The sequence below is a fragment of the Pantoea sp. 1B4 genome (genome assembly GCF_016925765.1).
In the GTDB taxonomy this organism is placed as follows: domain Bacteria; phylum Pseudomonadota; class Gammaproteobacteria; order Enterobacterales; family Enterobacteriaceae; genus Pantoea; species Pantoea agglomerans.
The window spans coordinates 371235-394802 of record NZ_JAEUWZ010000005.1; the positions used below are offsets into that span (position 1 = coordinate 371235).

13 protein-coding genes and 6 pseudogenes are annotated in these 23568 nt (G+C 54.8%); 12 read left to right on the forward strand and 7 right to left on the reverse strand.

The features are described 5' to 3' along the window. Positions 1–112: 112 nt before the first annotated feature. Both malF and malE read right to left on the reverse strand, forming a co-directional pair. Complete coding sequence (gene malF, locus JNO11_RS23385) at positions 113–1636, reverse strand: maltose ABC transporter permease MalF (RefSeq protein WP_158132272.1); 1524 nt, start codon at positions 1634–1636, stop codon at positions 113–115. A gap of 57 nt (positions 1637–1693) precedes the next feature. Further along, positions 1694–2884, reverse strand: coding sequence for a maltose/maltodextrin ABC transporter substrate-binding protein MalE (gene malE, locus JNO11_RS23390; RefSeq protein ID WP_325178017.1), 1191 nt, complete (start codon positions 2882–2884; stop codon positions 1694–1696). A 365-nt stretch (positions 2885–3249) separates the two neighbouring features. Here malE and malK point away from each other — a divergent pair, with 365 nt between their 5' ends. The 6 genes from malK to JNO11_RS23420 all read left to right on the forward strand — a co-directional run bounded on the left by malK (position 3250) and on the right by JNO11_RS23420 (position 8069). Further along, the gene (gene malK / locus JNO11_RS23395) at positions 3250–4359 is read left to right on the forward strand and encodes a maltose/maltodextrin ABC transporter ATP-binding protein MalK (protein ID WP_187484507.1); all 1110 of its coding nucleotides are present in this window, start codon (positions 3250–3252) and stop codon (positions 4357–4359) included. 43 nt (positions 4360–4402) lie between these two features. Next, the gene (locus JNO11_RS23400) at positions 4403–5704 is read left to right on the forward strand and encodes a maltoporin (protein ID WP_325178018.1); all 1302 of its coding nucleotides are present in this window, start codon (positions 4403–4405) and stop codon (positions 5702–5704) included. A 102-nt stretch (positions 5705–5806) separates the two neighbouring features. Further along, the gene (gene malM, locus JNO11_RS23405) at positions 5807–6745 is read left to right on the forward strand and encodes a maltose operon protein MalM (protein ID WP_022624735.1); all 939 of its coding nucleotides are present in this window, start codon (positions 5807–5809) and stop codon (positions 6743–6745) included. 188 nt (positions 6746–6933) lie between these two features. After that, complete coding sequence (locus JNO11_RS23410; protein ID WP_033773851.1) at positions 6934–7149, forward strand: type II toxin-antitoxin system Phd/YefM family antitoxin; 216 nt, start codon at positions 6934–6936, stop codon at positions 7147–7149. Between the two features lie 98 nt (positions 7150–7247). Continuing rightward, the gene (locus tag JNO11_RS23415; protein WP_033773852.1) at positions 7248–7592 is read left to right on the forward strand and encodes a type II toxin-antitoxin system PrlF family antitoxin; all 345 of its coding nucleotides are present in this window, start codon (positions 7248–7250) and stop codon (positions 7590–7592) included. Positions 7593–7598: 6 nt separating this feature from the next. After that, on the forward strand, positions 7599–8069 hold the full coding sequence (locus JNO11_RS23420) for a type II toxin-antitoxin system YhaV family toxin (protein WP_010247344.1): 471 nt from the start codon (positions 7599–7601) through the stop codon (positions 8067–8069). Positions 8070–8257: 188 nt separating this feature from the next. Here the strand turns inward: JNO11_RS23420 and malQ are convergent. Both malQ and malP read right to left on the reverse strand, forming a co-directional pair. Continuing rightward, positions 8258–10335: pseudogene (gene malQ, locus JNO11_RS23425) on the reverse strand (4-alpha-glucanotransferase). Between the two features lie 8 nt (positions 10336–10343). Then, positions 10344–12747, reverse strand: a pseudogene (gene malP, locus JNO11_RS23430) (maltodextrin phosphorylase). Between the two features lie 281 nt (positions 12748–13028). Between malP and malT the strand changes: the two are divergent. After that, a complete protein-coding gene (gene malT / locus JNO11_RS23435) occupies positions 13029–15731 on the forward strand; it encodes an HTH-type transcriptional regulator MalT (RefSeq protein WP_033760251.1) in 2703 nt (900 codons plus the stop codon). A 215-nt stretch (positions 15732–15946) separates the two neighbouring features. After that, positions 15947–16484 (forward strand): annotated as a pseudogene (locus JNO11_RS23440) (dihydrofolate reductase family protein). Positions 16485–17464: 980 nt separating this feature from the next. Here JNO11_RS23440 and JNO11_RS23445 read toward each other — a convergent pair. After that, positions 17465–18416 (reverse strand): annotated as a pseudogene (locus tag JNO11_RS23445) (AraC family transcriptional regulator). 109 nt (positions 18417–18525) lie between these two features. On the opposite strand from JNO11_RS23445, the pseudogene JNO11_RS23450 reads away from it, so the two are divergent. From JNO11_RS23450 to JNO11_RS23465, 4 genes and pseudogenes are all read left to right on the forward strand, one after another. Continuing rightward, positions 18526–19750: pseudogene (locus tag JNO11_RS23450) on the forward strand (MFS transporter). A gap of 318 nt (positions 19751–20068) precedes the next feature. Next, positions 20069–20533, forward strand: coding sequence for a GNAT family N-acetyltransferase (locus JNO11_RS23455; protein WP_033773866.1), 465 nt, complete (start codon positions 20069–20071; stop codon positions 20531–20533). A 328-nt stretch (positions 20534–20861) separates the two neighbouring features. Next, positions 20862–21161, forward strand: a complete 300-nt coding sequence (locus JNO11_RS23460) for a hypothetical protein (RefSeq protein ID WP_325178019.1) — start codon at positions 20862–20864, stop codon at positions 21159–21161. After that, on the forward strand, positions 21139–21354 hold the full coding sequence (locus JNO11_RS23465; RefSeq protein ID WP_325178020.1) for a GNAT family N-acetyltransferase: 216 nt from the start codon (positions 21139–21141) through the stop codon (positions 21352–21354). Before JNO11_RS23460 ends, JNO11_RS23465 begins: the two co-directional genes overlap by 23 nt. 321 nt (positions 21355–21675) lie before the next feature. On the opposite strand, the gene JNO11_RS23470 is transcribed toward JNO11_RS23465, so the two are convergent. Both JNO11_RS23470 and JNO11_RS23475 read right to left on the reverse strand, forming a co-directional pair. Next, positions 21676–22293 (reverse strand): alpha/beta hydrolase, encoded by a 618-nt coding sequence (locus JNO11_RS23470; protein WP_325178021.1) that lies wholly within the window; start codon positions 22291–22293, stop codon positions 21676–21678. 401 nt (positions 22294–22694) lie between these two features. Beyond that, positions 22695–23469, reverse strand: a pseudogene (locus tag JNO11_RS23475) (helix-turn-helix transcriptional regulator). Positions 23470–23568 lie beyond the last annotated feature (99 nt).

Sequence of the window (23568 nt, forward strand, 5' to 3'; positions counted from 1 at the left end):
TTGTCAGTCTGAACCCGGGCAGTGCTCACAATCCTCACCTCCCAGGTTCCGGTTGTTCCACGCTCTTCGCGTCCGGACTGCCTGCAACCATGACGCCAGTCGGGCCAGGCGCTTAGTCGAATTTCATCCGCGAGGCTTTCAGGTTAATCACCGCCAGCGCACCCACCAGCAGGAAGATCAGCGTGGCGATAGCGGCGGCCAGCCCAAAGTCCTGCCCGCCGCCGCCTTCAAAGGCGATACGCCAGGTGTAGTTCACCAGCAAATCGGTGTAACCGGCTGGCGTGGTGGTGCCGAGGCGATCCGGCCCGCCGTTGGTGAGTAACTGCACCAGAACAAAGTTATTAAAGTTAAAGGCAAAGCTGGCGATCATCAGCGGCATCAGTGGTTTCAGCAGCAGCGGCAGAGTAATCAGGAAGAAGTTCTGCAGCGGCCCCGCACCGTCCATCGCCGAGGCTTCATAGAGATCGTCCGGAATCGCCTTCAGCAGGCCCATGCAGAGGATCATCATGTAGGGGTAGCCGAGCCAGGTATTGACGATAATCAGCATGGCGCGCGCCAGCGTCGGGTCACTGAACCAGGCGGGCTTCACGCCAAACAGCGCGCTGAGCATCACGTTGATTTCACCAAAGCTCTGGTTGAACAGTCCTTTGAAAATCAGGATCGAGATAAACGCCGGCACGGCATAGGGCAGAATCAGCATTACCCGATAGACCGCTTTGCCGCGCAACGCCTCCCACTGCACCAGACAGGCCAGCACCATGCCCACCGCTACGGTCAGCACCACGGTGATCAGCGAGAAGAGTAGCGTCCAGCCAAATATCGCCAGGAACGGCTTCTGAATCCCTTCGTCAGTAAACACCCGCACGAAGTTTTTCCAGCCGGTATTCACGGTAAAGCCGGGACTCAGGGTTTCGTTCGCCCAACTGCCGTCGGCGTTAATCGCCTGGTAGAAACCAGTCTGCGGATTAGCACGATAGCGCGCGTTACTCTGCTGGTTGATCAGCTCATCCTGCACACCCACCCGATAGAGCGGCTGGGTGCCGGAGAACTGGCGCAGTGAACTCATCCGTAACTGACGACCATCCGGCAGTTCCGCCCGGATCTGGCTCAGTGCCTGACGATGGGTCGTGATCGCTCTGAAGTTCGCCCGTTCACCTGAAGGTGCAGCAGCAGGGGCCATTTTCAGGGTCTGTTCAGCGCCAAACTGAAACGGCGGTGAAACATAGTCTTTGCCATCATTCAGCACCAGCTGCCAGCGATCGCCGGCCGGGAACAGAGAAAAACCGACTGCTTCACCGGACTGGAAGGTGCGGCCCAGCAAAACCTGCTGCGCCCGTTCAAAGGTGAGCTGGTTGCTGCTGCTGTAGTTGGTAAAGGCAATGGCAATCGTGCAGGCGAGAGGGAACAGTACAAACAGCGCCATTCCCGCCACGCCGGGATAGACATAACGCCACGCATAGGCGCGACGGTTAGCAAAAATCCACAGTCCGGTCGCACTGAGGATCAGCGTCAGCAGCGCAAACAGATATTCGCCCTGCGCGTACATCAGCACCAGCAGATAGCCGACCAGCAGACAGCAGATCCCGATGAGAACGCTTTTCAACAGCACACTGCGCGTTTTCGGTTTTCCTGACATGATGCGGTTTTCCTTAACGGTCACTCAAGCCGGGGTGCCCCGGCTGCAAGGGGAGAATTACTTCTTCAGACGGGCCTGAGCATCTTTCAGTGCGGCGTCGACGCTCTGACGACCGCCCAGCGCGTTCAGGGTAGCGGTGCGCATCGCATACCAGAATGCCGCCATCTGCGGGATATTCGGCATGATGTCACCCTGACGGGCATTGTTCATGGTGGCGGCGATACGCGAATCTTTTTCCAGCGTCTGCTGGAAAGATTTCAGCGCCACAGCACCCAGCGGTTTATCTTTGTTGACCGCATCCAGACCGATGTCAGTCAGCAGATAATTCTCCAGGAACTCTTTCGCCAGCTCTTTGTTAGGACTGGCGGCGTTGATCCCGGCACTCAGCACGCCGACAAAGGCTTTCGACGGTTTACCGTTCAGGGTTGGCAATTCGGTGACGCCATAGTCGATGCCGCTCTTGTCGAGGTTGCCCCACGCCCACGGACCATTAATGGTCATGGCGGTTTCGCCTTTGTTAAAGGCGGCCTCAGCAATCGAATAATCGGTGTCCGCATTCAGGGTTTTGGCTTTAACCTGATCGACCAGGAACTGCATGCCCGCTTTAGCACCGGCGTTATCGACGCCGACATCCTTCACGTCATAATGTCCGTCGGTGAGCTTAAAGGCGTAAGCACCGCCTGCGGCCAGCAGCGGCCAGGTGAAGTAGGGCTCCTGCAGGTTAAACATGATGGCGCTTTTGCCTTTGGCACGCAGTTGCTTGTCGAGACCGGCGATCTCTTCCCAGGTTTTTGGCGGGTTCGGCAGCAGTTTCTTGTTGTAGATCAGTGACAGCGACTCAACGGAAATCGGGTAGCCAATCAGCTTGCCGTCAAAGCGCACCGCGTCCCAGGTGAACGGGAAAATCTTCTCGCGGAAGCTGGCATCCGGCGTGATCTCAGCCAGCAGGCCGGATTGCGCATAGCCGCCGAAACGGTCATGTGCCCAGAAGATAATATCCGGGCCATCGCCGGTCGCCGCGACCTGCGGATACTTCTCTTCCATTTTGTCAGGATGTTCGACCGTAACTTTGATGCCGGTCTCCTGCTCAAATTTCTTACCCACTTCGGCAAGGCCGTTGTAGCCCTTGTCACCGTTGATCCAGATGACCAGTTTACCTTCCTCAATTTTTGCCATCGCGCTGGCCGAAAAGAGCACGGCAGAGAGGGCAGAAAGGGCCAGAATTCTTGCTCCGGTTTTCATCGTCATAAATCCATCCTGTTAGCGGAAGTGGTGAATGCTGTACCGGCATCATTGTGCTTATCCGCCACGGCTTCTCATCCTCCTCTGCTCTACGCCCCTCGACCTGCCGCTGTGATCGCGCTGGCAAAAAAGCCCTTTAAGCGGGCGCTTACGCGGCAAAAATTCCTGCGGGTCTGCGTTAGCGATCACAAAAAAAGCGCGGCAGCGTGCAGTCCGCGGCGTCAGCCCGCGTTTCTCCTCCTCCCGCCTCCTCCCCCCAGTGGAATGCAGTGCGGTGGAGGATGTTACCGTCTGTTTCCTCTCGCATAGTGAGCCCCGGAACCCGTCTGCCGCTGGGCAGACACGACTATGCAGCTAAGAGGGAAGGGATCATGGCGAGCGTTGTGTTACGCAATGTCACGAAAGCCTGGGGCGATACGGTGGTGTCGAAAGATATCGATCTCACTATTCGTGAAGGGGAATTTGTTGTTTTCGTCGGCCCATCAGGCTGTGGCAAATCGACGCTGCTGCGCATGATTGCCGGGCTGGAGACCATCACCAGCGGCGAGCTGTTAATCGGCGACCGGCGCATGAATGAAGTGCCGCCCGCCGAACGCGGCATCGGCATGGTGTTTCAGTCCTATGCGCTCTATCCCCATCTGTCGGTGGCGGAGAACATGTCTTTTGGCCTCAAACTCGCCGGGGTGAAAAAAGCGGATATCCATCAGCGGGTTAATCAGGTGGCGGAGATTCTGCAACTGGCGCATCTGCTCGATCGTCGGCCTAAAGCTCTCTCTGGCGGGCAGCGTCAGCGCGTGGCGATTGGCCGCACGCTGGTGGCGGAACCGCGCGTCTTCCTGCTGGATGAACCGCTGTCGAACCTTGACGCCGCGCTGCGCGTTCAGATGCGGATTGAGATCTCCCGTCTGCATAAGCGCCTGAAGCGCACCATGATTTACGTAACCCACGATCAGATCGAAGCGATGACGCTGGCCGACAAAATCGTGGTGCTGGATGCCGGACGTATTGCGCAGGTCGGTAAGCCGCTTGAGCTGTACCACTATCCCGCCAACCGCTTTGTCGCCGGATTTATCGGCTCACCAAAAATGAATTTCCTGCCGGTCAAAGTGACCGCCACCGCCATCGATCAGGTTCAGGTGCGGCTGCCGAATCAGCAGCTGGTCTGGCTGCCGGTTGACAGCGCCGGTGTGCAGGTCGGCAGCAACATGTCACTGGGTATTCGCCCGGAACATCTGCTCTCCAGCGATATCGCCGACGTCACCCTGGAAGGGGAAGTGCAGGTGGTGGAACAGCTGGGGCATGAAACACAGATCCACATCGAGATTCCCGCTATCCGTCAGAACCTGGTTTACCGCCAGGAGGACGTCGTGCTGGTAAAAGAGGGCGCCATCCTCGGTATTGGCCTGCCGCCCGAGCGTTGTCACCTGTTCCGCGAGGACGGGAGCGCGTGCCGCAGGCTGTATCAGGAGCCGGGTGTATAGCCCTGCCAAAAACAATAAAAGCAATGACCTCAGGAGATAGAAAATGTTAACTCTGCGCAAACTTCCCATCGCCGTTGCCGTCGCGGTGGGAACCCTCTCCGCCCCGACGATGGCGGTTGATTTTACCGGTTACGCCCGTTCCGGCATTGGCTGGACCGGCAGCGGTGGTGAACAGCAATGTTTCCAGGCCACCGGTGCCCAAAGTAAATACCGTCTGGGCAACGAATGTGAAACCTACGCCGAACTGAAATTAGGCCAGGAAGTGTGGAAAGAGGGCGACAAAAGCTTCTATTTCGACACCAACGTGGCTTACTCCGTGGCACAGCAGAATGACTGGGAAGCCACCTCGCCCGCCTTTCGTGAAGCCAACGTAAAAGGTAAAAACCTGATCGACGCGCTGCCTGGCTCTACCATCTGGGCCGGTAAGCGTTTCTATCAGCGTCATGACGTTCATATGATCGACTTCTACTACTGGGATATCTCGGGTCCGGGTGCCGGTCTGGAAGATGTCGATCTCGGCTTCGGTAAACTCTCTTTCGCCGCAACCCGTTCATCTGAAGCGGGCGGCTCTTACACCTTCTCCAGCGATCGTATCCGTGACTTCGCCACCAGCACTGCCAACGACGTGTTTGATGTGCGTCTGGCCGGTCTGGAAACCAACACCAACGGCGTGCTGGAGCTGGGTGTCGACTACGGTCGCGCCAATGCCCGTGACGACTACCGTCTGGAAGAGGGTGCCTCTAAAGATGGCTGGATGTTCACTGCTGAACATACCCAGAGCATGATGAAGGGCTACAACAAATTCGTGCTGCAGTATGCCACCGATGCGCTGACCTCTCAGGGCAAAGGCGTGCCGCAGGGCACCAGCCTCAACAACAATGGTGACATGTATCGCATCCTCGACCACGGTGCGATCTCGCTGGCGGAACGCTGGGATCTGATGTACGTCGCCATGTACCAGAATATCGATCTGGACAACAACCGCGGCACCGAGTGGTACACCGTGGGTGTGCGCCCGATGTACAAATGGACGCCGATTATGAGCACGTTGCTGGAATTGGGCTACGACAACGTCAAATCGCAGCAGGCTAACGAACGCAACGGCCAGTACAAAGTGACGCTGGCGCAGCAGTGGCAGGCGGGCGACAGCATCTGGTCACGTCCGGCTCTGCGTCTGTTCGCGACCTACGCCAAATGGGATGAAAAGTGGGGCTACAACAAAGATAACTCAGGCGATCTCACCACCTTCGCCTCTGCGGACACCAGCGGCAACGGCATCCTGACTAACAGCCGTGGTAAAGACGATGAAGTGACCTTCGGCGCGCAGATGGAAATCTGGTGGTAAACCAGCACCTTTTCTGACAGGCGCGCCTGCGCCTGATGGATCTCTTTGGTCGCGGTGTGCCATTGCCTGGTTAATGCCGCGACCTGCAATAAGGTAGACATAATGAAAATGAAAAAACTGGCTGCACTCTGCCTGAGTGCGGTGTTACTGACAGGACATGCGCTTCCCGCCCTGGCGGATGTCAATCTGGTGCCGCAGGATCTCTCGTCTGCACCGGTCGTGGCACCCGAAACACTGCAACGCCTGAGCTGGCAACCGCTGGCTGCTTCTCAGACACAGACCACAAAACTCGCTAACAGCGGACAGACGCTGAATGCGCCACACATTGCCGGTCCGGTCGCGGCCTACAGTCTGCCCGCCAATATCGGCGAACTGACGCTGACGCTGAGCAGTGAAGTGGCGAACGGTCAGGTTTTCGCGCCGAACGTGCTGGTGCTGGATGAAAACCTGCGTCCTGCGGCCTGGTTCCCCAGCCGCTACTTTACCTATCAGAAGCCGGGTGTGATGGCGGCAGATCGGCTGGAAGGGGTGATGAAATTAACCCCGGCGCTGGGTCAGCAAAAAATCTACCTGCTGGTGTTCACCACCGACAGCGATCTGACACAAACCACCACGCTGCTTGACCCGGCCAAGGCCTACGCGCAGGGCACCGGTCATGCGGTACCGGATATTCCCGATCCCGTCGCCCGCCACAGCCGGGAAGGGACAATCAAGCTGAAGATGCAGACCAGTTCCGGCTCATCCATTCTGGTCGGGCCGCTGTTTGGTTCATCCGGCCCGAGCGCGGTGACCGTCGGCAATACCGCACCTGCGGCAGCGTACAGCGCAGCACCGGCGCCTGCACCCGCCGCAGCGCCCGCGCCAAAAGCCCGTGCGGAACCGATCATGAGCGACACCGAGAGTTACTTTAACCAGAAGATCAGACAGGCGGTGAACAGCGGCAATATCGATAAGGCGCTGAAACTGCTGGATGAAGCCGAGCGGCTGGGTTCCACCTCTGCCCGGCAGACCTTTATCAGTAGTGTTAAAGGCAAGGGGTGAAGCTGCCCCGACAATACTGATGTTGTTCCATCTGGTGCGCTGCGGCGCACCTTTTTTTGTTGCAGAGATCCTGATTGCATGATTTTTTTGCGTGGTTTTACGCATTGCGTAAGTCATGCTGTGGGCAATAGCGTTTGATGAATATAGGCTAACTAAGCTGTTTCAGGGATGACTTTTCTGGAGGCTAAATGCGAAGTTACACGACAACACAGGCCCGAAAATATCTTGCTGAAATCATGGATATCGTGATGGCGGGTGAGCCTGTGATTATCACCCGGCGGGGCGGTTCTGCTGCTGTGCTTATCAGTCGCGAAGAGTTTGATGTCTGGCAGGAAATAAAACAGGGTGCCAATTTTTCAGTCGATACGGAAAAGCGTAATCAGAAACTTTTAATGAAGACTTAGTAACAAAACATTCGCTCTTATCGCGATCAATGCATTTGCATTGCCAATGCACTTGCATTACTGTTGCGCTATCTTGTTTTTTCTAGTGAGAATCCGCAATGGGAACTTTGACTCATGCAAACATCTCTCTGCGTGCTTCATCAAAACTGACAGCCCGCAGCCAGACCACTATCCCTGCCGCAGTTCGTGATGCGATGAATCTGCAACCGGGTGAGAATATCGAATACGCTGTTCTGCCGGGCGGCAAAGTCCTTATTACCCGTCAGGAAACGGTGACTGATGATGATCCAGTGATGGCGAGCTTTCTGAGTTTTCTTGCTGCTGACATACGCAACACACCTGCAAATATTAAAACGCTGGATCGAGGATTATTAACTCGCATTACATCGTTGACCGAAGGTATGGACGTTGATTTGGATGCTCCACTCATGGACGATGAGTAATTAAGTATGGAAGACAGCACGGTTATAAATGGATGGCACGTTTATGTTCATCCCTGTTTTGAATCGCAGCTGATTGCGCTGACCAATGAAGTGGAGTTACTCAGGGCTAAATATCCTGAAAGTTACCAGCGAAAAGCGACGACTAAGCTTTTAGCCGCTGTGTTTAAAGTTATCAATAGTGAGATTTGCGCCGATCCACATCAGGCAAAGTTTCGCCAGGGCGATACGCTGGGAGAACAAAATAAGCATTGGTTCCGTGCAAAGTTTTTGATGCAGTATCGTTTGTTCTTTAGATTCAGCGAGCAACATAAAACCATCATCCTTGCATGGATGAATGACGCTGAGACCAAACGTGCTTATGGCAGTAAGCGTGACGCCTATAAAGTATTTTCAGGAATGTTGCATAACGGCTATCCACCTGACGACTGGGCATTGCTGTTAAAGCAATCTCAGGATTGGGCGAATACAAATTCTTAAGTTCATTAAATCCTGAACAGAATCCGGTTAGTGTTTTTAGACGCTCGTGCTCAGGGTGATATTATCACTGTTGAGAGGCGCTGATTACAGTAGCAGCGTGCGAGCCGTTGCCGGCCCGCACGCTGTAATAACTGAAAATGATGTAAAACAGGCTGCGTCAGACACGAGTCTGAGTCGCGCGTTAACCTTCAATTGCGCAGTAGTCGCTTCCGGCGTGCCGTCAGATCACGCAGCAGCGTGTCAGTGGCAGGATCGCTGAACAGCGTTTCAAGCGTGGCGCTGAGCTTGCGTCGCCAGTTCGGATATTCATCGCTGGTGCCCGGAATATTGACCGGCGTCGCCATATCCAGCCAGTCCTCCGGTTGCAGTCCCAGCAGGGCGCTGTGGCTATCAGCCAGATAGCGCTGCATCGCCCGGTTTAATGCCTTGCTCATGCCGGTGCGACGTGCATCGCGTCCGGCACGTTTCGGCAGGGCACCAACGCGATGCAGACTCTGCAGCAGCGCCTGCTTCGCCCGCAGCCGATCCTGATACAGCCCGGCCAGCACCACTTTGTCAGGATAGAGGCCGAGTTGTGCGCCGGTGGTCAAATCATCGCTCTGCCACCAGCCACGCAGCGTCGGAAGATCGTGCGTGGTGGCGACCGCCATTGCCTGCCGTGGCCATTCGGCGGGCGGACGAAAACGCTGGGCTGACTCCTGCTCAAAATAGAGCACCTTATAGGAGTAGACCCCGCCATCGCGCAGCTTATCGACAATCGCTTCCGGCACCGTACCGAGATCTTCGCCAATTACCATGCAGCGATGACGCTGACTTTCCAGCGCCAGAATCGCCAGCAGATCGTCGATGGGATAGTGCACGTAGGCACCGTGCATCGCGCTATCACCGGCCGGAATCCACCACAGCCGCATTAGCGCCATCACATGGTCAATGCGCAGTGCGCCGCAGTGACGCATGTTGGCGCGCAGCAGGGCGATCCACGGCTCCCAGGCGCGCTGACGCATCACCTGCGGATCCATGGGCGGCAATCCCCAGTCCTGGCCGCGCGGGCCGAGAATATCGGGCGGCGCACCGATGCTGGCCTCCATGCAGTAGAGATCGCGCTCGCTCCAGGTCTCTGCGCCACCCTGCGCAACACCCACCGCCAGATCGCGGTAAAGTCCAATCGGCATCTGCTGCTGCTGGCATATGTCCCAGCAGTCGGCAAACTGCTTCGCGGCCAGCCACTGCAGCCAGAGCCAGAAGCGCACCTGATCGGCGTGCTGTTGCAGGAAGGCCTGCACGGCCGGACTGCCGGGATCCTGCAACGCCTCCGGCCACACCGGCCAGCCCCAGCGATCACTATCCTGTGCTATCTGATCGGCGTGCAGCGCGTCAAACAGCGCCTGATGCTGAAGACTCTCGCCTCCTTCACGTATAAATCCATTAAACGCCTGCACCTCGGGATCGCTGGCGTCACGCTGAGTAAACTGCGGCCACGCCAGCCTCAGCGCGTCAATTTTTAGCCGGGTCACCGCCGCATAATCCACCCATTCTGCTGCGCGAGCCTGCTCCAGCGCCTGCTCTGTTTCCGGACGTTGCCACCAGGCCTGAGCGGCAGCGCTCTGCCGGAAGTCAGCGACTGCGCCCACATCGATGTAGAGCACATTGAGCCAGCGCCGGGACGAGGGGCTGTAAGGGCTGGCACTCTCCGGGCTGGAGGGAAACAGCGCATGGATAGGGTTAAGACCGATAAACGCGCCGCCGCGTGCGGCTACCTCCGGCAGCATCCGGCGCAGATCGCCAAAGTCGCCGATTCCCCCAGTTCTCCGCCGAGCGCAGGGTATAGAGCTGCACGCAGGCGCCCCATAATGACTCACCTGCCAGCAGGGCCGGGGGGTTCATAACAGCGGGCCGGGGCAATTATTATCCGGCACGACCACTGCTGCGCGCCCTGTTGCAGCGTCAGCTGATGATAGCCTTCTGGCAGCGGCGGCAGATGCAGCGGCTGAGCGGGCTGGCAGCGACCTGAGCTGATTTCACCCGCTTCACTGGTGAGATGCCAGTGGGCATCGTCAGCGAGCTGTGGCGACAGGCTCAGAAGATCGCCGCTGCGAAAAATTACCACCGGTGGCAGTGGCGTGCTCAGCGGATGGGAAGGCTGCATCACCGCCAGCAAACGCTGGCGGGTCAGGGTCGGGATCGCCTGTGGCTTGCCGTGAGCATTGATATACTCAGCGGCGATGCCCGCCCGGGAGAAATCGTCCATAACCGGATCTGTTTTCATGGCGTTCCTTAGCGTTTCGCTTGCCAGATGCGCTGCTGGTAATCGCGGATAGCGCGATCGGAGCTGAACATGCCACAACGTGCGGTATTGAGGATGGTGGCACGTGTCCAGGCCTCCTGATTGCTCCACAGCGCTTCTACCTGCGCCTGTGCGTCAAGATAGGGCTGGAAGTCAGCCAGTACCAGATAGGGATCACCCCCTTCCGGGCCGAGACTCTGCAACATCGCATCAAAGGCGTGGCCGTCGCCCTGGCTGAAGGTGCCATCTTCCAGCGCCAGTAAGACCTGATTGAGCTGCGGATCTTTCTTGCGCCACTGCGCCGGGGCATATCCGTCTGCTTTTAACGCCACCACCTGTTCCACGGTATGCCCGAAGATAAAGATGTTCTCGCTGCCAACCTGCTCAGCGATCTCGACGTTCGCTCCATCCAGTGTGCCGATGGTCAGTGCGCCATTCAGCGCCAGCTTCATATTACCGGTGCCGGACGCTTCTTTACCGGCGGTGGAGATCTGTTCGGAAAGGTCGGCGGCGGGAATCAGCCGCTCGGCGACGGAGACGTTGTAATCGGGAATAAACACGACTTTCAGCCGGTCACCGATACGGGGATCCTGATTGATCACCTCGGCCACTTTGTTGATGGCATAGATGATGTTTTTCGCCAGTGCATAGCCGGGTGCGGCTTTGGCACCAAACAGCACCACGCGCGGCGTCCGGTTAGCCTGCGGATCGGTGACCAGCGTCTGCCACAGCGCAATGATGTGCAGCAGGCTCAGATGCTGGCGTTTGTACTCATGCAGTCTTTTGATCTGCACGTCAAACAGCGCGGTAGGGTCAATCTCAATGCCGGTCCGCTGTTTCACCCAGTGCGCCAGCGCGACTTTGTTCTGCTGCTTGATGGCGCGATATTCCGCGCAGAAGGCGGCGTCATCCGCAAAGGCTTCGAGCCCCTGCAAGGCATCGAGATCGTTTAGCCAGGATTTTTGCAATGTCCGGGTGATCAGGGCACTCAGCGCCGGGTTGCACTGATTGATCCAGCGGCGCGGCGTAATGCCGTTGGTCACGTTGTGAAATTTCTCTGGCCACATCTGGTGATATTCCGGGAAGAGATCCTGCACCACCAGTTTCGAGTGCAGCGCTGCCACACCGTTGACCGCGAACCCGCTGGTCACGCAGAGGTTCGCCATCCGCAGCTGGTTATTATGCACCAGCGCCAGTCTGGCCCACTTCGCTTCATCGTCTGGCCAGCGCGCCGTGACAGCCGTTTTTAGCTGCGCGTTCAGGGTATTGATGATCATCATATGGCGCGGCAGCAGACTGCGCACCAGACGCACATCCCAGCACTCCAGCGCTTCCGGCATCAGGGTGTGATTGGTGTAGGCAAAAGTGTGCTGTGTGATCTGCCAGGCGCGATCCCAGCTCAGCTGATGCTCATCCAGCAGCAGACGCATCAGCTCCGGGATGGCCAGCGTCGGATGGGTGTCATTAAGCTGGATCACTTCATGATCGGCCAGGGTTTCGATGCTGCGTCCGGCCCGATGATGGCGACGCAGAATGTCAGCCAGCGCGCAGGCGCACTGAAAATATTGCTGCATCAGACGCAGTTTTTTTACCGTTCTGATGATTGTCATTGGGGTAGAGCACCTTGGTCAGTTTTTCAGCATCAATACCCTGTTGCTCCGCGCGCAGAAAGTCGCCGTCGTTGAAGCGACTCAGGTTAAACGGCTGGGCATGTTTCGCCTGCCATAGACGCAGTGGCTGGCTGATACCATTCTGATAACCGACCACCGGCAGATCCCAGGCTTCGCCGAGCAGTTCAAACGCCGGTTGCCACTGTGGCTGACCCGCAACCGTCACCACTTTACCGCCCAGTCCGACCCGCACGTTAAGCGCGGCGTTGTGGTTAAACCACGGATAGCGGTCGCGCTGCCAGTCATCGGGGCTTTCAATCTGCGCGCCCTGTTCGAAGCGCTGCCGGAACAGACCGTACTGATAGTTCAGACCGTAGCCCGTAGCGGGCTGACCCACATTCGCCATGGAATCCAGGAAACAGGCTGCTAGACGACCCAGGCCGCCATTACCCAGCGCCGGATCCGTTTCGGTTTCCAGCACATCAGTGAGTGAGATATTCCAGGCGGCCAGGGCCTCATTGACCGCGTCATACCAGCCCAGGTTCAGCAGGTTGTTGCCGGTCAGGCGACCAATCAAAAACTCCATCGACAGATAGTTAACATGGCGCAGTTCTGTTGGGTCCGGAAGAGCAGGCTGCGCGGCCAGCATATCGGCCAGCGCACCGCTGAGTGCCTGCCACCACTGTGTCGTGGTCATCTCCTGCGCATCGCGCAGGCCAAAACGCTGCCACTGACGGGTCAGGGCAGCATTGAACTGAATCGGGTTGAAATCGGGCTGTGTCATGGTTGATGTCCTGTAAAACGGAAAATGGATCAATGTGGCGACAGTCTGCCCGCGCGGAAACCCTCGCTCATCCTCCTGCAAAGAATTAGCGGAGGAGGATGGGGAGGGTGGAGAGGATGAGGCTAATCCGAAATCGTTGAAGGAGTGTGATAGCACACGCTTTTGTAAAGATTAGTTAATGGGTTTGCTTGCATTCATCTGACGAAATGCTGAACCTGTGTAAGGAATAATTACGAAGCGTAAAATAATGATGCGCTCGACAAATGGAGAAACGCGCGCCCATGTTAATACCCGCTAAACTCAGCCGCCCGGTGCGTCTTGAAGGCACTGTGATTCGGGAGAGATTGCTGCAAAAACTCACCGCTGCCGGTAACTATCGGCTGGTGCTGGTCACCAGTCCGGCGGGCTACGGTAAAACCACACTGGTGTCGCAGTGGGCGGCAGGGAAAAGCGATCTGGGGTGGGTTTCTTTAGATGAGGGCGATAATCAGCCGGAGCGTTTTGCCGATTACCTGATCGCTGCACTGCAACAGGCCACCCACGGTGGCTGTCCGCGTAGTGAGCTGCTGGCCCAGAAGCGGCAGTATGTGAATCTCAATGCCCTGTTTTCTCAGCTCTTTATAGAGCTGGTGGAGTGGCAGCAGCCTCTGTGGCTGATCGTTGATGACTACCATCTGATTACCAATCCGGTGATCCACGACGCGATGCGCTTTTTCCTGCGCCATCAGCCTGAAAATCTGACGCTGATTTTGATGTCACGTAACCTGCCGCAACTCGGTATCGCCAACCTGCGGGTGCGTGAGCAACTGATTGAGCTGGGCAGCCAGCAGCTGGCTTTTACCCACCAGGAGGCGCGACAGTTTTTTGACTGCAGACTGGCGGCCCCGCTGGAAAGCGAAGAGAGCAGCCGACTCTGTGATGATGTAGCGGGCTGGGCTACGGCGCTGCAACTGATCGTGCTGTCGGCGCGACAGGGTGCCAGTTCGGCTCAGCATTCCGCCCGGCGTCTCTCTGGCATTAATGCCAGCCACCTCTCCGATTATCTGGTTGAAGAAGTTCTGGATAACGTCGATCTGCCTACCCGCCATTTCTTACTGAAAACCGCGCTGCTGCGTTCAATGAACGATGAACTGATCGCCTGTGTCACCCGCGAAGAGAACGGCCAGATGCGGCTGGAAGAGATTGAGCGTCAGGGTCTGTTTCTGCAGCGCATGGACGACTCCGGCTGCTGGTTCAGTTACCATCCGCTGTTTGGTAACTTCCTGCGTCAGCGCTGTCAGTGGGAACTGGCGGCGGAGCTGCCTGCGCTGCATCGGGCTGCGGCAGAGAGCTGGATGGCGCAGGGCTTTCCCGGCGAGGCGATTCATCATGCGCTCGCCTCTGGCGACGCCACTATGCTGCGGGACGTGCTGCTGAAGCACGCGTGGACGCTGTTTAATCAGAGCGAACTGCCGCTGCTGGAGAACTCCCTGAAAGCACTGCCGTGGGAGATGATGCTGGAAAATCCAATGCTGGTGCTGCTGCAGGCCTGGCTGATGCAGAGTCAGCATCGCTTCTCCGAAGTCGACAGTCTGCTGGCGCGTTTTGAACAGGCCAGCCGCTGCGAGATCGACGCAGCACTGCGCGGTGAATTTAATGCGTTGCGCGCCCAGGTGGCGATTAACGATGGCAATACCGATGAAGCGGAGCGGCTGGCGAAAGTGGCGCTCGATACCCTGCCAGCGAGCCGTCACTACAGCCGCATTGTGGCAACCTCAGTGCATGGTGAAGTGATGCACTGCAAAGGCGAGCTGGATGATTCACTCAAACTGATGCGGCAGACCGAACAGATGGCGCGGCGCGATGAAGTGTGGCACTACGCCCTCTGGAGCCTGATTCAGCAGAGCGAGATTCTGTTTGCTCAGGGCTTTTTGCAGGCAGCCTATGAGATCCAGAGCCGCGCCTTTGTGCTGGTCGACGAACAGCATCTGGCGCAGTTCCCGCTGCATGAGTTTCTGCTGCGCATCCGCGCTCAGTTGCTGTGGGCCTGGGGACGACTGGAAGAGGCGGAGCAGGCGGCCCGGGAAGGCATCAAAGTACTGAACGGTTTCCAGCCGCAGCAGCAGATTCAGTGTCTGGGATTGCTGGTGCAGTGCTCACTGGCACGCGGCAATCTGGATAACGCCCGCAGCTACCTGAACCGGCTGGAAAACCTGCTGAACAATGGCAACTGGCACAGCGACTGGATAGCCAATGCCGACAAAGTCCGGGTCATTTACTGGCAGTTGACCGGCGACAGCCAGAACGCCCGTGACTGGATGCGGCAGACGCCTAAACCTGCCTTTGCCAATAACCATTTTCTGCAGGGACAATGGCGGAACATCGCCCGCGCGCAGATCCTACTGGGTGATGTCAGCCAGGCGGAAGTGGTGCTGGAGGAGCTGAATGAGAATGCCCGTGCCCTGCGCCTGATGAGCGATTTAAACCGTAATCTGCTGCTGCTGAATCAGATCTACTGGCAGACCGACCGCAAAGCGGAGGCGCAGCGTGTCCTGATAGAGGCGCTGAAACTGGCGCGCAGCACCGGTTTTATCAGCCATTTCGTGATTGAAGGCGAGATGATGGCGCAGCAGTTGCGGCAATTGATCCAGCTTAATACCCTGAATGAACTGGACAGCCACCGCGCCCGGCGCATCCTGCTGGAGATCAACAAATATCACCGTCACAAGTTCGCTCATTTCGATGAAGGCTTTGTCAGCCGGTTGCTTAACCATCCTGACGTGCCGGAGCTGATCCGAACCAGTCCGCTGACGCAGCGTGAATGGCAGGTGCTGGGATTGATCTATTCGGGCTACAGCAACGATCAAATCGCCGGTGAGCTGGCGGTGGCCTCCACCACCATCAAAACCCACATCCGTAATCTCTATCAGAAGCTGGGCGTCACCCATCGCAGCGAAGCGATGAATCAGGTGCAGTCGCTGCTGAAAATGATGGGATATGTCTGACGACAGGCGTTTACAGGGCGGCTTTAGCCCGCTTTGCCGCATGTCAGCACACCATCGAAACAGGCGGTCTGTATCAATGGGAAGCGCATAACTACTCCTGACTACTCATAGGGACATTCCCGGTAAGGATGAAAGGGTAAAGGCCCTTTTAAGGGCTATATCGCCAGTATCACTAAACTCAGCCTGAAATATGCAGCCTCAATACGGAGCACCTGATGATCACCACACACGTTTTCATCGCAGTTAGCCTTGATGGTTACATCGCCCGACAGGATGGCGATATAGACTGGCTGTTGCAGCGCGCGGATCCGACAGAAGATCATGGCTATGCCGCATTCATCGCGGATAAAGATTGGATTGTTATGGGCCGGGGGGAGCTATGAGAAGGTGCTGACCTTTGATGTGTGGCCTTATGATCAGCCCGTGCTGGTGCTTTCCCGACAGCTAGCCGATACCCCGGTGCCCGAGGCATTAAAAGGCAAAGTGCAGTTCACCCGCCGTACTCCAAAGGAGGTGATCAATGACCTGGCAGCACAGAACGCACATCGCATCTATATCGATGGCGGGCAGGTGATACAGTCGTTCCTGCATGAAGGACTGGTCGCCGATATCGTTATCACTACCGTTCCTGTCCTGCTTGGTTCGGGAAAATCCCTGTTCGGCTCCCTGCATCAGGATATCGATTTGACACTGCTATCAAGCCGCAGCTTCCCTTCGGGTCTGGTGCAGTCGCACTATCGGCTGGCGTCATAAACCCCACATAGACATAGCGGCGGCCTGCGGTAACGCGAGATGACCGCCCCTGAGGCCAGGGCGGCCATTAAATAAAGGATGAAACTTCTATGTCAAAGCTACACAACACGCTGATTTTTTTCCACTATCTGCAGGGCTGCTCCTTTCCCTACCGGTATTCAGTCAGACACACCCGCAGGACACTACTCAGCTGTCTGCCTGTGAGAGCCAGAACGGACAGGATGGGAACGGCAGTTCGCCTGATGGAGAAAAGGGTAAAGACGGCGTGCCCGGTACAGGCCGTCTGAACGGAGGTAACGGCGGTAATGCTGACCCAGGCTCCAATTCAAATGGCGGAGATGGCGAAAATGACGGCACAAACGGAGCCGATGCGTGTCCTGGCGGCGTCGGCGGGCAGGGTGGCAGTGGCGGGAATGAGGGAGGACATGATGGTTCTCCCGGAATGAGTGGAGCTAAAGAGTTATCCCTATGCAGTTAACGTAGTTTGCCGGAGGTTGATGACCCCGGCGACCTCATAAACACAGACTAAGCAGACAGCAAGGCAATGCGGAGACACCGGGTTGCCAGGCCTGAACTGCAAAGCCGGTGAAGTCATATCAGTCGTTTTTACCGGTCCCTGCAAGTCCCGATCTTCCTTAAAAGACATGGCATAGTGTCAGCCTGAGTGATGGCAGCTTATCCGGCACCACCCAACCATCCAGTTCCCGCCCGGCCTCTGCCGACTCCTGTGACATAACCCCAGCCTCTTCTCCTTCGGGGTGTGCTCAGTGCTCACATTTTACATAACAGTGTGTGCCTACAGTTAATGTGAACGTCCGCTCCTGTCACAAAGTAAACTGTCATCGGGCTGATGACCGCTATATGCCAGAAACGGACACTGTTTTTAATGTGATTTATTTATTTAATGCTGCCTTTGCTGGAGCACAAAGGAAGTCAGGCTACGTTGCGATTACTGCTATCCCCGCTAGGGATAAAACCCATTAGCTAAGGAAACGAACCGCGCCTGGAGACTTGCCCGTTACACGCTTAAAAGCCCGGCTGAAAGCAGCCTGAGAGGAGTATCCTAACCGTTGCGATGCGATGTCGACGGTGATGTTTTCTGACGACAGCCAGCGGACAGCGAGATGCATCTTTACTTCCGTTACATACCGTAGCGGTGGGACGCCGATAGTGGTCTGAAACCTTTCGGCGAATGCGGAGCGGGATATATGCGATTCGGCGGCGAGTTCTGCCACGCTCCAGTCCCGGCCCGGTTCGCGATGAATCGCCAGGATGGCCTGAGCCAGACGCGGATCGCGCAGTGCTGCAGCCAGACCAGCGCTATTGCCGCAACCATCTTCCACCCATCCTCTGATAAACATCGCTCCAGCCACATCGGCAAGCCTGGCGAGAATACCTGCATAGCCCACGCGTCCGGAGCATATCTCACGCTTCATCGCATCAAGGATATGCATGAGTCCCGGCCACTGAATCCCCTTTGCATCGGCATGCATAATTTCAGGCAGCACATCCGCCAGCCGCTGCATGCTTCCCAGATCGATTTTCATACAACCAAAAAACAGCACAGCACCTGGCGTTTCCTGAGTACTCGGGCAGGTATCAATCCCACTCACTTTTTCATCGAGTGGTGCCGTTTCAATATTGTCGATATCCAGCACGTCGGCGGCTGTTGCTGACAAAAGCTGATGCCGTTCGCCGTGGGGAAGAAATACAGCCTCTCCGGCTGAAAGCGTAAGAACTTCGCCGTTTGCACTATGAAGCACCATCTCCCCCTACAGCGACGTAGTGCAGATAAGCATGACCGGGCCTGCTTGCGAAGTTCAGGCCAAACGTATCTCCCGTCTGGATACGCTGATATCGCACGCCGTATAGCCGTAGACCGGAAAGCAGCTCGCTGATGAGTTCTGATGACAGAGCGAAGGATGAAGTCATATGCCTTTTCGGGTTTTGGGTAAAAAAAGTGAGGGTTTTAGAGCATAGATCATCCAGCTGCGCCTGAATAGACTTCTTCTCCTGAAACGACTTTCCAGGAGACTTAGAAATGACGGATGAAACTTCTATCAGGGTTCACAAAGAAAGAGTGCAAAGAGATGAGAAAATCCAGCCAGCCTGGCTTGCGGTTTTTTCGTTAACCATGGGTGTTTTTGGCCTGCTCACCGCAGAGTACCTGCCTGCCAGCTTATTAACGCCTATTGCACGGGATTTGGGTGTGTCAGAATCTCTTGCAGGACAGGCCGTAACAGTGACGGCGGTGATTGCGTTATTTGCCGGATTACTGATACCGCGATTAACGCGTGCGCTGGACCGGCGCGTCGTGTTGTTGAGCTTTACCGCCCTTATGATCTTCTCAAATCTGCTCGTGGCGCTCTCTTCAGGTATTGTCATGCTGCTGGCAATGCGCATCCTGCTGGGTATCGCGTTGGGTGGATTCTGGAGTATGGCAGCGGCGGTAGCGATGAGGTTAGTGCCGGAGAGGCTGGTACCGCGGGCGCTGTCGATCATTTTCAGTGGAATTGCGGTAGGTACTGTTGTTGCCGTACCGCTGGGAAGTTATCTGGGCGAGATGTCTGGCTGGCGTAGCGCATTTATTGCCGCTGCTGCGGTTGGTGCACTCTCTTTCATTTTTCAGTGGCTGACGCTGCCCGGAATGCCGCCGGTAGTCAGGACCAGGACGGCATCCGTATTTTCTCTGCTCCAGAGGCCGGGCGTGAGCGTGGGCATGCTGGGGTGCGTGCTTGCACACACCGGCCAGTATGCGCTGTTTACCTATATACGGCCGGCGCTGGAAGGACTCGCACACATAGACGCAAAAGGGCTGGCGTTAATACTGCTGGTGTTTGGCATTGCTAACTTTATCGGGACACTGTCGGCAGGGTGGCTGATGGAACGCAGCCTGCGTTTTACGCTGATTATTATGCCTGCTCTGGTAGGAGCTGCGGCACTGGGTATGATCACTCTGCCGTTATCAATCGCCGGGCTTACGGCGCTGGTCATGCTGTGGGGGGCTGGCATTTGGTGGCATACCGGTGGCTTGGTCAGGTTGGGTCGCCCGGACTCTTCCCGATGAGGCCGAGAGCGCAGGGGGTATGGTGGTCGCCGCCGTCCAATCCTCCATTGCCGCGGGTGCAGCAATAGGTGGCCTGATATATGGCCTCAACGGGGTGACGGGGGTATTCATTACTGCAGCCTGTATCATGCTTACTGCCGCGCTGGTTATTGCATTCCGGGTCAGAGTCTCATCATCAGCTGAAGGAACGCAAAACTGACCATTTCAGTGACATTTTAAAATGTCAGGACATCTCGATCGAACAGCTTAACATCCCCGGACCGCGCAGCGTTCCGGGCCTGCTGACTGAGTGTGATGGCAAAGGGGCTGGTTAACTTATGAAGCTGGTTAACAGGCGCTATGGCAAAAAGCGGAGCTTAGCAATAATCAGTAAGTGCCGTTTTACTCGCTATTCTGAAATATCACCATTCTCAGTGGTGATTCATGCGTGCAGAGAAAATATTCCTTAACAGAGAAGCTTGAAAAACAGTTTCCAGGTGATATCTTCAACACATAACTACCTCATCAGGAAGATAGTGTGATTACTCTCAGGAATATGAATGAAGAAGAATTCAAAAATTATCGTTCTCTTTTCATCCATGAATATTCGCAGGATCTGCAAAAAAATCGCGGATATCTTTCCGAAAAAGCACGAATCAAAGCCATAGAATCTATTGATACAGTGTTAACAAAGGGCGTTGTGACCCCGGCTAATCAGCTGTGGTGTATCCAAGAGCCTGATGAACCAGAGGAAGTTATTGGCATCCTCTGGTTGTCGATCACCGGGTCATCAGCCTGGATAAGTGATTTCTACATTTATCCTGACTGGCGCGGCCGTGGATTCGGTGGTCTGGCCTTATGCGAAATGAAAAGATTGCTAAAAATAATGAACATCGATGAAGTCGGACTTAGGGTAGCGCCGAATAATGCCTCAGCCAAAGCACTGTATCAGAAGAATGGCTTTCATATTACCGGCATCAATATGTCTCAAAATTTAAACTAAATAATTTAAGAAAGCGTTTTTACCAATAGCCAAAGAAAATATCTTTTTTTAAAGATTCCGCGGTGCAGCGCCTTATAATACACATTTGAGGCATGAGTTTTTACTACTCCTGCATTTTCTCAATAACCCGCTGAGCAAAGAACTGCCTCTTAACCACAACGGGTTTAACCGTGATTTTGACTGAGTTCGTCCCGTGAAATGTATCAACTTTGTGAGGGGCTGCTCCGGGCATAGAGTTGTCTGGCGCTGGCACACGGTTAGCTAAGAGTGAGGAGCGGAACATAAATAGTTGTCATCTCATTGACGGTTCTGTGGCTCCTTAGAGGATATGGCTGCATTATCATCAGAATTTATCTTTGTCATACATGGAGTAAGTCTTATGAGTATAAATATAAGGCCAGCACAATTTTCTGATGTTGATGGAATTTTCTCAGTCCGAACATCTGTTACGGAGAATCATCTGAGCCGCGAAGAAATGCGAAGAATAGGGATCACCGAAAGCGTCGTGGGCGATATGATCAAAAACGACCATTGCGCATGGGTTGCCTGTGATAACGACGAAATTATTGGTTTTTCAATGATCTTAACGGATAAAGGCTGTCTTTATGGTCTTTTTTGTTCTTCCTGAATACGAAAGCAGAGGTATAGGTCGCAGACTCACTATGCTTGCGGAACAGGAGTTATTCAGACATCACGAAATTGCCTGGCTGGAAACCGAAGAAAACAGCCGTGCGGCAAAATTTTACATGCAACTCGGCTGGGGTAATAAAGCAAATCTGGATGGCACTTTCATCCGGTTAGAAAAGCAACGTGATAGTTGATCTTCTATAGCTCTCATCTGGTTCCGCTTCTGGCACGAAGCAGCCGAACGTAGATGCAGGGTTCGCTATGAGCACAGGATGTTAGTCAGTTGCTTGATAAGTAGCCTGATAGCTTCTTTACTGCAACTGGATAAAAACTACAAAAACGTTCAAAGCAATTTCAGGATCTCCTCCAGCACATCCGCCGGCCTTTCAAGTACGGCCAGATGAGTTCTGGCCGTCTCTAACCGTTTCACTTCAAAGAAATTATGTTTCCTTGAGAAACGTTGTTGTAAAGCCAGGTACTTGTCGCTTCTGTCCAGGGAATAGATGTGAGAAGCCTTAGGGGGGATTTCTGAGCTGTTCGAGACGCAGGAGTGGCGAACCATATTTATGGTATGCATCAGCAATGACCTGACCAGCAAGTCGCCAAAGCTGATAGCTGGATTCAGCCATCTCAGTTTTTAGATGATGGATCATGACTGGAGAGTCGCTTTCTGCCAGCCAATATTCGTAAAGGGCATCCCGTGCATCTTGCCAGCTGTCTTCATTCTGCATGTCTCTGACCGAGTCGAAAAATCCAGGCTCCGGCTGATTCATGATCCAATCAAGAAATATGACTGCAGGTATGCGATTTCTTAAACTTTCCACCAAATCAATAGATACCCAACTGGCATGAGCAACGGAAACAGGCACTATCCGTGTTAAGCCAAGATGTTTAATTAGTGCTAAAGCATCTGATAATAACGCCTCACCGTCAACATCCTGACCGTTGGTCGATGATTTTCCATGACCACGCCAGTCTATAGTGACAACGCGGAAAAAGACGGCGGCCTGCTCAGAGAAATCTTTAAAAACGGTTTTTGGTTGGCACCAGCCAGGCATGAGGAACAGAGTCGTGTCACCCGTGCCAATATCATGATAATTAATATCACCATAATTTGTATGTAAAACCGGCATATTAATTTCTCTTCATAAAGTGAATGAACAACTAACCTATTCTCTCCCGCATCACTAAAAAAAGCATTTATTAACTTAGTAGCACTTATGTCATGGTTTATCAGAATTGAGTAAGTGATTTACGGGCTGCTTTTGGGCTGGAAATGTAAACCTGACCACTTCCGGATAGGATATACGGCTCGCAGTATCCGACAGCGTCAATCCTTAAAACTTCAGGCCACTGCGATACTGATTCCAGCGTACGTATAGCATGTCCGGATAACTTTCCGCAGCCTGTTCTCCAGCGTCTGTCAGGCACCATGAAGTTGTTGAGTCACTCAAAAATGTCCGCTTCTGGCACAAATCAGACATGCTTGCGGGACATAGTCCGCTATGAGCGATAAGCGGACATTGGCCGTGTGCTAAAGAAGAAAATTGCGTGGTGTTAATTCCAGAATGGAACGAAATGCAGCGGTAAATGCAGCCGGACATGAGAAACCCAGTTGGTAGGAGACCTGCTTAATTGAGATGCCATTGGCGAGGAGATCTAATGACGCACAAATTCTTGCTCTTTGCTTCCAGGTTCTGAAGCTGAAGCCCGTATCCTTAATAAACATTCGCGAGAAGGTGCGTTCAGACATATTGGCAATATGGGCCAGATCGCTTAGAGACGCTTCCCAGCGGTGACTGACCAGTAACTCTTTGGTTGCCCTGTTTAAGCGCTCATCATGCGGCATAGGTAGCTCCGCGGTCAAAGGCTTTGCCTCACTGAGAATTTCTAAAATTAACAGCGCCATTTTACGCTGGCTCGGTCCAGTGTAGTCGGCATTGAAAAGCCCGGCTATCAGCTCTTTCACCAGTGCGGTGGCTGTAATCACATGCACCTGGCGACTCTTAGTAAAATTCAGGCATTCTTCGATAAGACTGCTACTGAAATAAATGGCCCGTAAGTCGGTGTGGGATAGCAGATTGTAGCTGTGAATCTGCAGAGGCGGTAGCCATAATGCCCGCTGAGGGGGGGATCACCCAACGATTGCCCTCTGTTTCGACCAACATAACGCCCCTGGTAGCAAATAACAGCTGTCCTTCAATATGATGATGAGGAGGATCGGTCTCTCCGCGTTGATAGCTGATGGCGGTGCTAGACCATCCCGTCGCTTCATCATGTCTTGGCGCTTTATCTATGCTACCTGGCATTTCAAATTTAGTTCCTGCAGTTATCTTAGTTGGACTCACCCGATTCATAACATCCCGACAGGGTGAAACTTGAAAAATTAAGGTTAACATAAGCATTAC